Raw genomic sequence first — 11,461 nt, 5'->3', positions numbered from 1 at the left:
CTGCAAACACCTGCCCCGGTGATGGAATTGGTAGACGTGCCGGACTCAAAATCCGGTGCCGCAAGGCGTGGCGGTTCAAGTCCGCCCCGGGGCACCATCTCAAATAGGCTGTTATTAACGCCTCGAGATGCTAGAAATCTTAAATCTCGTAAGTTTCTGACTTGCTATTCATGGCTTGCTCAACAATTTTCTTGGTTAACGTTGGTGAGAATAGTTCGATGAAGGTATACACAAAAGAACGCAAGTAAGCGCCTTGTTTAACGCCTAGATGCGTTACGTTATTGCTGAACAAGTGCCCAACCGGAATGACTCGGAGATTGCGATCTCGATCTGCGTCATAGGCTAATCCGGCGACAATCCCCACGCCCATCCCCGTTTCAACATAGGTCTTGATCACGTCTGCATCAATCGCTTCCAAAATAATATCGGGGCTGAGATTGCGTTGTGCAAATGCAGCATCAATTTTGCTTCGACCCGCAAATGCTCTGTCGTAAGTAATTAGCGGGTACTTTGCAATTTCTTCCAAGGTAATTGTTGATTGGTTGAGGAGGGGGTGGCTCAGCGGTACCATAACGACGTGCTGCCATTGGTAACCCGGAAGTGCCAGCACGCCAGGAGTATTTGCAATACCCTCTGTCGCGATCGCAATGTCAGCACGATCATGAATGAGTAACTCTGCAATTTGCCCTGGACTTCCCTGTTGAATACTTACCCGAACCTTTGGGAAGCGCTTAGTAAATTCAGTAAGTACTTTGGGTAAAGCATAGCGAGCTTGTGTGTGAGTGGTAGCAATTACAAAGTTGCCCTGATCTTGACTGGCAAAGTCTTTGCCTACTCTGCGCAAGGTTTCCACTTCATCCAAAATGCGCTCAATTGAGGCGAGGATGCGTTTGCCCGGCTCAGTCAAAGAGCGGATACGCTTGCCGTGGCGACGAAATATTTCTACACCTAGCTCATCTTCCAGTTCAATAATGGCCTTAGATACTCCAGGCTGAGAGGTGAAGAGCGCCTTAGCAGCCGAAGTGAGATTAAAGTTTTGCCTTACGGCCTCACGAACAAAGCGAAATTGGTGCAAATTCATATGGATTCCATTGTTATATCAACTGCGATATAGGAATCAAATTCTATATGATTTTGGGGTATTAAGCCTTAGATACCCAACGTAAACCCACAATCGCCAGAATGAAATAGAGCAATGGAGGCGTGAGCGCAGTAAGCAGTGCGGGCCATGATCCCAGTAGCCCCACATTCGAGAAAAGGGAGTTGAAAAGTTGGAAGCTCATACCGAGCATGATGCCGCCGAATACCTTAATGCCAACGCTACCCGCCCGAACTTTTAGGTAGGCAAATGGAAGAGCCAGTGCCAGCATGACAAAAATCGTAAATGGATAAATAACTTTTTTCCAAAATGCAATCGAGTGCCGCTGCGCATCCTGCTTGTTTTCTCTTAAATGGGAAATAAAGCGACCCAAACTAAAGATCGACATTTTTTCTGGGTTGACTAAAAGTACGCTCAATATTTGTGGCGTGACCTCGGAATCTAAACTAACAATTGGGTGAGAAAAAGTTTGCGCTGAGTAGACTGGGTTCAGTGGGTCGATCTGCTTGCTTTCTTTAAAGCGAGTTTCTGTGACGTTATCCAGAATCCAGGTTCCCGTATGTTCAAAGCGTCCGGAAACAGCGCTACGAATGGAGAGTAAGCGATATGCATCATCAAACTCATACATGCGAATATTTTTGATTTCGTTATCTTGCTCGATTTTGCCAACGTTGACGTAACGAACCCCCGGTCTAATTGGTCCACTGCCATCCTCATCACGTAGGCGATCTTTTACCCATATTCCAGTTTTAAATTGGGAGCTGTAGGATGAGCCTAAAGCCTTCATGCGAATTTGATCTGACAAGTTTTCGGTGTAAGGCCCCAGCCATTCACTCATCACGAGCGTAACAATCACCAGTGGTAAAGAAATCTTAGCTAAGGTAGTTAATCCTCTACGCATATCCAATCCAGCAATGCGCAAAATCGTAAACTCAGATTGACTTGCTAGCATTGCAAATACATAGATGCTTCCAATCAAGCTGGCGATGGGGATGATCTCGGAAATGCGACTGGGTGCTTTTAATAAAACGTGCAACAGGGCCAATGGCAGGGTGTATTGCCCCTTAACTGAACCAAGCTCACTCAGAATGTCGAAAAACAAAAATAGCGCAACTAAGGCAAACAAGATAAAGCCGAATGCAGCATAGATCTGCCTGGCTAAGTAGCGTTCAAATATGTAGGGGAATAGAAGTTTCATCTATTTACCAAGAAGGAGGGTAACTGACGGCGCCACCATTTCAACGATGGATTGATGCGATTACGAATCAGTAAAAAAGCAATGCCAAAGGCTAGGGCGTGTATGGGCCAAGCTGCTACAAAAACATTTACCTTGCCTTGTGACACAAAGTTTTGGGTGAGATTGAGGAGGTTGCTGTAGATGAGATAAATCAGTACGGCATAAAACATCGCGGTGTAATTGCCTAATCTTGGGTTGACGTAAGCAAGCGGGATGGCAATCAACACCAGGCCTAACGCCATCAATGGCAAACCTATGCGCCATAACAATTCCGCGCGGTTGGAGTTAATCAACCAGGGTTCGCTAGTATTCAGTAGCTCGGTAATCGTTTTTTCTCTATCCCGTGGGGGCGGTTCTAAGGTTTCCTTCCGATGAATGTTGGTGCTGTACTCTGCAAATTCCAAAATTCTGAAATCCGGTTGCGTAGGCAGTCCCTCGTAACGACGACCGTTATTTAGCACAATCGATTTTCCGCCACCTTCTGCACCCTCAATAAATCCAGTGGAAGCAACGGCAACACTGAGCCGCCCATTTTTGGTTTCTGCGGAAAAGATATTTTTCACTTCGCTTTTATCAACATCCAACTCTTCAATAAAAAATACGCGCTCTGCTTTGGCTGATTCTCTAAACTGGCCTGCGGCGACCATAGAGACATCACTGCGTTGTTGAAAGCGTTGGCTGATGATGGTGGATTCGCGATTAGCCCAAGGCCAAACAAAAAGGGCTAGCAGGGCAATGATGACTATGAGGGGCGCCGCAAAGCGTAGGATTGGTCGAATCAGGCTGGCTATACTCAGACCGCTGGCAAACCAAACAATCATTTCGGAATCTTTGTACCAGCGAACTAGCACTATTAAGACGGCCACAAACAGGGATACCGTTAAAAGAACGGCCATATAGCCAAGCGTGGCTAGTGCAATTAAAACTAGCGCATCTTCTGGATTAACAGCCCCATTGGCCGCAAAGCCCAAAATTCGAATGACTAAGGTGGTAATCATGATAGTGACCAAGACCAAAAAAACGCCACCAGTCGTAAAACTGAGTTCTCGGCGAAGGGCTTGGTGAAAAATCATGAATAGATAATGGCTTGTCTGTTATTGGCTCACTCAAGATGTGAACCTGCATCTCGGAGGATAATGGATAAACACCTATTTTTTCCCTTGAATTGACTTAAAAATACCTCAAGACATCATGACTATTCAATTTAGTACTAAGAATTTCGCGCAAGCCGATCTGAATAACCCTAAGCAGCTCAAAGCAAGCCTCACCACTTTATTGGGGCAGAGCTCCGATTGCTTGGTTTTGGCCTACTCCAAGGCAGATTTAGATGCTCTGGCAGCCGCCAAATCGAAGTCTGGGCTTTTGGTCGAATTGGATCGCTTGCTTGGCGGCTCTGTCACTCATGCCAATCTTGTTGGTGACCTCGATGCCCAGCAGGCATCTACCTGTGTGCTTCGCGCTGAAAAATCTTGGGCCACTTCTGGTGTAAAGGTAAAACGTATTCTTTTAGTATCGTTGGGTGACCTTGCTCCTGCTAGTGCGCGCAGTTTGACGTCCTATTCAAAAATTGCTCGCGCTGCTTTGAAGCACTTGAGTGGCGGCCCCATCCAAAATGCTTTGTGGTTCATTCCGAGTTTTGCCTTGGGTCATCGCGCTGAGTTCATTGCTGAAGAAGTGCGTTTGACGATTCAATATGCAGGTGATCAAGCCTATCGCTTTGGTGTTCGTCAACCCGCCATGAAGTTCAAGGCCAAAGATAAGGCGGATACTTTTACACACCTCATTTTTGCTGGCAATGACACTTGCGCTAAAGAGCTTAAAGCTGCAGTACCAGAGGGTGCTGCAATGGTTGAAGGTATGCACTTGGCTAAAGACTTGGGTAATTTGCCCCCCAATATTTGTACGCCAACTTATTTGGGTAAAGCGGCACAGGGTCTGAGTAAAAAGACCGGTCTTAAGGTTGAGGTCTTGGGACGTAAGCAAATTGAAGCTTTAGGTATGGGTTCATTTTTATCAGTAGCTCAAGGTTCAGATACGCCACCACAATTTATTGTGATGCGTCACCAGGGTGGCAAGGTGGGTGAGGCTCCGATTGTGTTGGTAGGCAAAGGCATCACCTTTGATACCGGCGGTATTTCTCTAAAGCCTGGTGAGGCAATGGATGAGATGAAGTACGACATGTGCGGCGCCGCCTCCGTGATCGGTACGATGTACGCTACAGCTTTAATGAAGTTGAAAAAGAATGTCATTGGTGTGATTCCGACTTGTGAAAATATGCCTTCTGGTAATGCCACTCGCCCTGGCGATATTGTGAAGAGTATGTCTGGGCAAACGATTGAGATTCTCAATACCGATGCAGAAGGCCGCTTGATTTTGTGTGATGCCTTAACTTACGTTGAGCGCTTTAAACCTCAGGCTGTAATTGATGTAGCCACTTTAACCGGCGCCTGCATCATTGCATTGGGTCATGTGCATAGTGGTGTGTTCTCCGATGATGAGGGTTTAGTTGCCTCCCTCACTAAAGCCGGACATGCCTCTTTGGATACCGTCTGGCGTTTGCCTTTGGATGCGGCTTATCACGAACAGCTTAAATCGAATTTTGCAGATGTATCCAATATTGGTGGGCGCCCAGCAGGTAGCGTTACCGCTGCTTGCTTCTTATCACGCTTCACTGAAAAATATAAATGGGCTCACTTAGATATCGCTGGAACTGCCTGGAAGAGTGGCGCCGCTAAAGGTTCAACTGGACGCCCAGTGCCTTTGCTGGTGAATTATTTGTTAGATCAAAAGTAAGCGTAGAGAGTAATTCATGGCACGTATTGATTTTCATAGCAACGTTAGCGATAAGCTTGAATACGCTTGCCGCTTAACGCGCAAGATCTGGAGCGCTACATCTGCTGGCGAGCCTGTGCGTAATGTTGTGATGGTGGGTGATAAAGCAGATCTCAAAAAGTTAGATGAACTTCTGTGGTCATTTAGTGCAACAGATTTTTTGCCCCATTGTTTTATTGAAGATGAGGCTGCAATGGATACGCCCATCTTGCTAACAGATCACTTTCTGCCGCCAGCCTTGTCTCAGCTCCCGCATGCAGATATATTGATTCACTTAGGTATGAAAATGCCATCAGATGTACCAGCCTTGCTAGCACGCTTTCCTCGAGTGGTGGAGGTCGTTACCATTAATGAAGCTGAGCGCCTTGCGGGTCGTGAGCGATATAAGGCTTATCGTGACTTGGGTCATGAGTTGCATAATTTTGATCAATCTAAAGCGTGATTATTTGTCACTCCAAGTATGCTAATTCATCCAGAATTTGATCCTGCTGCAATTCGGATTGGCTCATTTGCCATTCATTGGTATGGCTTGATGTATCTTCTCGCCTTCACCCAATTTTTGTTATTAGGTCGTCTGCGCATCCGTGCTCCGCGATATCAATCCTTGGGTTGGTCATATAAAGATCTTGAGGATCTTTTATTTGCTGGAGTCTTGGGTGTGGTGCTTGGCGGACGCTTGGGTTACACACTGTTTTATATGCCAGGCTACTATCTCGCAAATCCTCTGAGTGTCTTCAAGATTTGGGAAGGTGGCATGTCTTTCCATGGCGGCCTTCTGGGCGTCTTATTGGCCTTGCTCTGGTTTGCCTATCGTCGCAAGGTCTCATTCTTCGTTGTGAGTGATTTAGTGGCGCCACTAGTTCCTTTCGGCTTAGCATTTGGTCGCTTGGGTAATTTCATTAATGGCGAGTTATGGGGAAGGCCAACAGACCTGCCTTGGGCTATGGTATTTCCAATGGTTGATTCCATTCCACGCCATCCCTCCCAAATTTACCAATTCTTGGGTGAAGGGATTTGCTTGGGGATCATTCTCTGGATTTATTCCAGCAAGCCGCGCAGGGTGGGGCAGATCTCAGGTCTATTTTTACTTGGTTATGGTCTGTGTCGTTTCTTGGCGGAGTTTGCTCGCGAGCCTGATGCCTTCTTAGGTCTCTTGGGTCTAGGTCTATCTATGGGGCAATGGCTTTCTGTACCCATGATTATTTTTGGAATTTACCTTATAGTTAGAGTAGGTACGAAAAACGGCAGTTATCAGTAGTTAAAATTCAGGTTTTCTAGGTCTTTTGTAGTCAATTCCCTAAAATTGACTAAATTAGCCAGTAAAACATGGGCTTTTTACTGAAATTGCCTAATTTCTGAGCATCTTTACTAAAACTGAAAGAAATCCATGTTGGAGAAGTTAACCAAAGCTCGAAATTTGTCCAAAGCAAATAACGCAATTAAGCGTTTGATATCCGAGCGAGGCGAATCGAATGCGCTCAGCATGGCTGACGATGTTGTTAATAAGTACCGTAAGTTGGCAAAAGATCAGCACGTTTCTTTTTTCAACTTTTTGTTTGAGAAGCTCAACCCTCAGGCAGATGCAGTGCTTAAGGCGGCACAAAATTTTGTTGCGGATTCCAGCGCGCGCAATTACATCCAATTGCAAAAGGTATCCGAGTCTCCCCGTCAAGAATTTTTTCGTCGCCTAAATCGCGCCAGTCAAGGTACTCTGGCTGTAGTTCAAATGCGTCGTGATTTATTACAGTTGTTAGATAAAAAACCAGGGTTGGCTGCAGTGGATTTCGACATGCGCCACTTGCTATCTTCTTGGTTTAACCCAGGCTTTCTCAAAATGCATCGGGTGGACTGGAAGTCTCCAGCGGAGGTGTTGGAGAAGTTAATTCATCATGAAGCGGTTCATGCGATTGACGGTTGGGATGACTTGCGTCGTCGTCTTCAGCCGGATCGTCGTTGCTTCGCTTTCTTTCATCCGCAGCTGCCAAGTGAGCCCTTGATCTTTGTGGAGGTTGCACTTCTGCCTGAAATCCCCACGGTGATTACGCCCTTGGTCGATAAAAAAGCAGAAACAGTTGATCAGGCATCTCAATACAAGGTCGCCGTTTTTTATTCCATCAGCAACTGTGAGCCTGGTCTTCGCGGCGTATCCATGGGGAACTTCCTGATTAAGCGGGTAGCAGAGCAATTGCATGCTGAATTCCCTGGAATCAAAACCTTTGTAACTTTATCGCCTATTCCAGGATTTATGGACTGGGTTGCTGCCGGTGCAAATTTAGGAGAAGGCGTTCCTGCAGAGCGTTTGAAGCCCAATCTAAAGGTGGTGCGTGATGCGGCTTTGGCGCTTCTTAAGCTCGATACTCAGTCTTGGAGTGAGCGACTAGCAGGTGGTTGGCATCCCGACTTGGCCTCCGAGAAAGAAAGAGAGGCCTTACTTTCTTTGGCGAGTATGTATTTGGGGCTTGCCTCAACTGGGCGCGATGGCAATCCTGTAGCGAAGTTTCACCTGGGAAATGGGGCAAAGCTGCATCTCATTAACTGGGCGGGGGATTTATCGCGCAAGGGTTTGCGCCAATCCGCCGGTCTGATGGTGAACTATTTATATGACTTGGGAAGCGTAGAGGATAACCATGAGCGTTTTGCCAATGGGGAAATTGTTTACTCCAGGGCGGTAGGTCGCTTGATGGCTCCCTAGTGTTTTCCCTTGTACGGACTTTTTGCAGTGGGTGTTAAGTGCCCTTAGAATGGGTGCTGTATTTATAAAAACGAAGTCAATCATTAGATTGATACTAAAGGAGACAAAGATGTTTAAGCAAAAATCCAAGGCATCACTTTTTTCTATAAGCACGTTAAAGAAATCGCTATTTCTTCTCTGTGCGGCACCACTAGCTGTAATGGCACAAGAATGGCCAGTTAAGCCGGTTACCTTTTTGAACCCGTTCCCTGCAGGCGGTGGAACAGATGCATTTGCTAGACCTTTGGCGGCTCAGTTAACCGAGCAGATGGGTAAGCAATTCATTATTGATAACCGTGGGGGAGCAGGTGGTACCGTAGGTGCTTCAGTTGCTTCAAAAGCAGCGCCAGATGGGTATACTTGGTTTATTGGGGCTTCTCACCACACGATTGCACCATCAATGTACAAAAATCTCGATTACGACATTGAGAAGAGTTTCATTCCAGTCGCAATGCTCGCCAACGTTCCCCAGGTTTTGGTAGTTAATCCACAGCGCGTGAGTGCGCGTAACGCTAAAGAGTTCATTGAGCTCATGAAGAAAAACCCTGGCAAATATAACTTTGCTAGCGCGGGTAGCGGTACTGTTCACCACTTAGCCGGTGAGTTATTTAAGATCCAAACAGGCACATTTATCACCCATATTCCTTACCGTGGTGCTGGCCCAGCAATGAATGACTTATTGGCAGGCCAAATTGATTTGGAGTTTGATGGTCTTGCTACATCTGCACCGCAAATTAATGCCGGTAAATTGGTGGCAATTGCTGTAGCGTCTACCAAGCGTTCATCCGCTATTCCTAACGTACCGACATTCCAAGAGGCAGGTTTGCCTGACTATGTAGTTTCAACCTGGTATTCCATGTTTGCTCCAGTTGGCACTCCAAAACCAATCGTTGACAAGATGATCGCTGAAGTGCAGAAGGCTATGAGCTCGCCGAAATTGAAAGCTATTTGGGAGAAGAATGGCTCTGAAATACCTAACCTATATGGTGAAGCTTTTGGTAAGCAAGTTCATGCTGACGTAGTGCGTTGGTCTAGCGTAGTTAAGAAATCTGGCGCTTCGCTGGATTAATTGGTAATCGTTTTAATTGATTGGTTTTTGAGGCTCTAATGAATTTATATTCGCTCTTGGAAAAAGGATTTCCAAAAGATAAACAAGCATGCGCATTAGAAACACATGATGGTCTGTATTACTCCTGGAGTGATGTAGAGCGTGCAAGTGCCAAGATGGCGAATTTTCTGAAGAGCCTCAAATTACCGGCTGGATCAAGGGTTGCGGTACAGGTTGAGAAATCTCCTGAAGCCCTTTTTCTTTATTTAGCAACGGTAAGAGCGGGCTATGTATATCTGCCCCTCAACACCGCTTACCAAGCCGCAGAAATTCAGTATTTTGTAGAAAATGCAGAGCCTGCTGTTTTAGTTTGTAGTAGTAAAAATTTCTCCTGGGTATCTAAGGTAGCCTTTAAAGCCGGCACTAAAAATGTATTTACCTTGGATGAGGATCGCAAGGGCACTTTATTAGAGCGCTCTTCCGGGCAAAGCGATAAGTTCAAAACAGTGACAGTTAAGGATGACGATTTAGCAGCAATCTTGTACACGTCCGGCACAACTGGTCGTAGCAAGGGCGCGATGCTGACTCATAAGAATTTGGGAAGTAACGCTCAAGTTCTGCAGAAATTCTGGGGTTGGAAAAAGGGCGATGTTTTGTTACATGCTTTGCCAATCTTCCATGTCCACGGTTTATTCGTTGCTGCTCATGGCGCCTTAATTAACGGCAGCAAAATGATTTGGTTGCCACGCCTTGATACTGCGCAATTGATTCATCACATGCCAAACTCTACAGTCATGATGGGTGTGCCTACGTTCTACGTTCGCTTACTTGCAGATAAGGGCTTTAACAAAAATGTCGCTCGTAACATGCGTCTGTTTGTTTCTGGTTCTGCGCCCTTATTAACCGAAACATTTAATGCATTTAAAGAGGTCATTGGTCAGCCTATTCTTGAGCGTTATGGCATGAGCGAAACCGTGATGTTAGTTTCCAATCCATATAAAGGTGATCGTGTAGGTGGATCAGTTGGCTTGCCTTTGCCAGGCGTGAAGGTTCGCGTAGTCGATGAAAACAACAAGCCTTGTGGTGTCGATGAAATCGGAAGTATTCAAGTCAAAGGGCCAAATATATTTAAGGGCTACTGGCGCATGCCAGAAAAAACCGCCGAAGAATTTACTAAAGACGGTTGGTTTAAGACTGGTGACGTTGGTCGTTGGGGTGGTGATGCAAATGGCGGTAAAGCACCTAAGGATTACCTTTGCATTGTTGGTCGCAGCAAGGATTTAATTATTTCTGGTGGCTACAACGTTTATCCAAAAGAAATTGAAAGTTTTATCGATGACATGGAAGGTGTAGATGAAAGCGCTGTGATCGGTGTTCCACATCCTGATTTTGGTGAGGCAGTAATGGCAGTCGTAGTGCCAAAAGCAGGTGCTAAGCTAGATTCGCAGGCCATGATTGCTACACTCAAAACGCAGATTGCGAACTTCAAGATTCCAAAGCGTCTGGAAATTGTTTCTGACTTACCTCGTAATGCAATGGGTAAAGTTCAAAAAAATATTCTGCGTCAGCAATATACCAACTAAGAACTGCAAGACGATTTTCTAAAAACCAAATGCCTTGCGGCTTTCATTAAACATGAAGGCTGCAAGCATAAATAGCATCACACCAAAGATGCGTTTGAGTTGAGCTACATTAAGTTTCCTGGCCATTTTTGCACCGAGTGGAGCGGTGAATATACTGACCGCCACAATGCAGAGCACCGCTGGAACATATACAAATCCCAAAGATCCTTCTGGAAGATTGGGATTGCCCCAGCTGCCATACATGTAGCCGATTGTTGCTGCAGCAGCGATCGGAAATCCTAGGCCAGAAGAGCTTGCCATCGCAGTGTGCGGTTTTACATTGCACCAAAGCATAAATGGAACTGTAATAAAAGCTCCGCCCGCTCCAACCAGACTTGCAATTACGCCCGTAAATGCTCCAAATGAAAAAAGACCCAGAGCGCCCGGCAACTCTCGCCCGGCTGTAGGTTTTTTATTGATGATCATTTGGATCGAGGTGTACACAATAAAAATAGCGAAGAACAGGGATAACCAAGAAGTGTCAATTGCCTCAAAGATTTCGCTGCCACCAACAAGACTGCCAATCACTAGGCCTGGACTGAGTGATGCCACCAACTTCCAATCGATCGAGTTGTGTTTGTGATGTGCCCAGATAGCTGAGGTAGTTGTAAAAAGAATAGTTGCCATGCCGGTGGCAATCGCCATATGTACGATGATATTTTGACCAAATCCTAAATGATTGAAGACCACAATCATGAAGGGAACCAAAATCATCCCGCCGCCAATACCAAGCAGTCCCGCAAGAAAGCCCGCGATACTTCCGCATAGTATCAACATTCCAATATCAATTAGTGACATGAATTCCCCGCCTTGGCCGCTAGGCCGTCATCCTGAACCCTAAGGTTCAAGGTGGAACGGCTACTCTGTTTCGGGTGCATTAAGAACTCCAGGG

Annotated in this window: 10 protein-coding genes and 1 tRNA gene; 7 read left to right on the top strand and 4 right to left on the bottom strand. The window is 46.0% G+C overall.

The window, feature by feature from the left end:
* Positions 1-12: 12 nt before the first annotated feature.
* Positions 13-97 (top strand) — tRNA-Leu (locus B7Y67_RS06575).
* A gap of 42 nt (positions 98-139) precedes the next feature.
* Here B7Y67_RS06575 and B7Y67_RS06570 read toward each other — a convergent pair.
* The 3 genes from B7Y67_RS06570 to lptF all read right to left on the bottom strand — a co-directional run bounded on the left by B7Y67_RS06570 (position 140) and on the right by lptF (position 3,409).
* Complete coding sequence (locus B7Y67_RS06570; RefSeq protein WP_293597956.1) at positions 140-1,081, bottom strand: CysB family HTH-type transcriptional regulator; 942 nt, start codon at positions 1,079-1,081, stop codon at positions 140-142.
* A gap of 61 nt (positions 1,082-1,142) precedes the next feature.
* A complete protein-coding gene (gene lptG / locus B7Y67_RS06565; protein ID WP_293597955.1) occupies positions 1,143-2,297 on the bottom strand; it encodes an LPS export ABC transporter permease LptG in 1,155 nt (384 codons plus the stop codon).
* Positions 2,294-3,409, bottom strand: coding sequence for an LPS export ABC transporter permease LptF (lptF, locus tag B7Y67_RS06560; protein ID WP_293597954.1), 1,116 nt, complete (start codon positions 3,407-3,409; stop codon positions 2,294-2,296). The genes lptG and lptF overlap by 4 nt, the downstream gene beginning before the upstream one ends.
* A 118-nt stretch (positions 3,410-3,527) precedes the next feature.
* Here lptF and B7Y67_RS06555 point away from each other — a divergent pair, with 118 nt between their 5' ends.
* The 6 genes from B7Y67_RS06555 (at position 3,528) to B7Y67_RS06530 (ending at position 10,530) form a co-directional block, all read left to right on the top strand.
* Positions 3,528-5,129: a leucyl aminopeptidase gene (locus tag B7Y67_RS06555; protein ID WP_293597953.1), complete on the top strand. Its 1,602-nt coding sequence runs from the start codon at positions 3,528-3,530 to the stop codon at positions 5,127-5,129.
* A gap of 16 nt (positions 5,130-5,145) precedes the next feature.
* Positions 5,146-5,610, top strand: coding sequence for a DNA polymerase III subunit chi (locus B7Y67_RS06550; protein WP_293597952.1), 465 nt, complete (start codon positions 5,146-5,148; stop codon positions 5,608-5,610).
* An 18-nt stretch (positions 5,611-5,628) separates the two neighbouring features.
* Positions 5,629-6,426, top strand: a complete 798-nt coding sequence (gene lgt, locus B7Y67_RS06545; protein WP_293597951.1) for a prolipoprotein diacylglyceryl transferase — start codon at positions 5,629-5,631, stop codon at positions 6,424-6,426.
* A 129-nt stretch (positions 6,427-6,555) separates the two neighbouring features.
* The gene (locus tag B7Y67_RS06540; protein ID WP_293597950.1) at positions 6,556-7,860 is read left to right on the top strand and encodes a malonyl-CoA decarboxylase; all 1,305 of its coding nucleotides are present in this window, start codon (positions 6,556-6,558) and stop codon (positions 7,858-7,860) included.
* Positions 7,861-7,969: 109 nt separating this feature from the next.
* Positions 7,970-8,968 (top strand): tripartite tricarboxylate transporter substrate binding protein, encoded by a 999-nt coding sequence (locus B7Y67_RS06535; protein ID WP_293597949.1) that lies wholly within the window; start codon positions 7,970-7,972, stop codon positions 8,966-8,968.
* Between the two features lie 38 nt (positions 8,969-9,006).
* Positions 9,007-10,530 (top strand): malonyl-CoA synthase, encoded by a 1,524-nt coding sequence (locus B7Y67_RS06530; protein ID WP_293597948.1) that lies wholly within the window; start codon positions 9,007-9,009, stop codon positions 10,528-10,530.
* A gap of 18 nt (positions 10,531-10,548) precedes the next feature.
* On the opposite strand, the gene B7Y67_RS06525 is transcribed toward B7Y67_RS06530, so the two are convergent.
* Entirely contained in the window at positions 10,549-11,367 is an 819-nt protein-coding gene (locus B7Y67_RS06525) for a sulfite exporter TauE/SafE family protein (RefSeq protein WP_293597947.1), read from the bottom strand.
* Positions 11,368-11,461: the final 94 nt, after the last annotated feature.

The sequence above is a fragment of the Polynucleobacter sp. 35-46-11 genome, from assembly GCF_002281105.1.
This window is presented reverse-complemented; position numbering and strand designations above follow the sequence as displayed.

What these genes read in the sequence shown, in the direction of transcription:
- lgt (WP_293597951.1), top strand. Translation starts at nt 5,629, where the DNA reads ATGCTAATTCATCCAGAATTTGATCCTGCTGCAATTCGGATTGGCTCA.
- B7Y67_RS06525 (WP_293597947.1), bottom strand. Translation starts at nt 11,367, where the DNA reads ATGTCACTAATTGATATTGGAATGTTGATACTATGCGGAAGTATCGCG.
- B7Y67_RS06570 (WP_293597956.1), bottom strand. Translation starts at nt 1,081, where the DNA reads ATGAATTTGCACCAATTTCGCTTTGTTCGTGAGGCCGTAAGGCAAAAC.
- lptG (WP_293597955.1), bottom strand. Translation starts at nt 2,297, where the DNA reads ATGAAACTTCTATTCCCCTACATATTTGAACGCTACTTAGCCAGGCAG.
- B7Y67_RS06555 (WP_293597953.1), top strand. Translation starts at nt 3,528, where the DNA reads ATGACTATTCAATTTAGTACTAAGAATTTCGCGCAAGCCGATCTGAAT.
- B7Y67_RS06540 (WP_293597950.1), top strand. Translation starts at nt 6,556, where the DNA reads ATGTTGGAGAAGTTAACCAAAGCTCGAAATTTGTCCAAAGCAAATAAC.
- B7Y67_RS06535 (WP_293597949.1), top strand. Translation starts at nt 7,970, where the DNA reads ATGTTTAAGCAAAAATCCAAGGCATCACTTTTTTCTATAAGCACGTTA.
- B7Y67_RS06550 (WP_293597952.1), top strand. Translation starts at nt 5,146, where the DNA reads ATGGCACGTATTGATTTTCATAGCAACGTTAGCGATAAGCTTGAATAC.
- lptF (WP_293597954.1), bottom strand. Translation starts at nt 3,409, where the DNA reads ATGATTTTTCACCAAGCCCTTCGCCGAGAACTCAGTTTTACGACTGGT.
- B7Y67_RS06530 (WP_293597948.1), top strand. Translation starts at nt 9,007, where the DNA reads ATGAATTTATATTCGCTCTTGGAAAAAGGATTTCCAAAAGATAAACAA.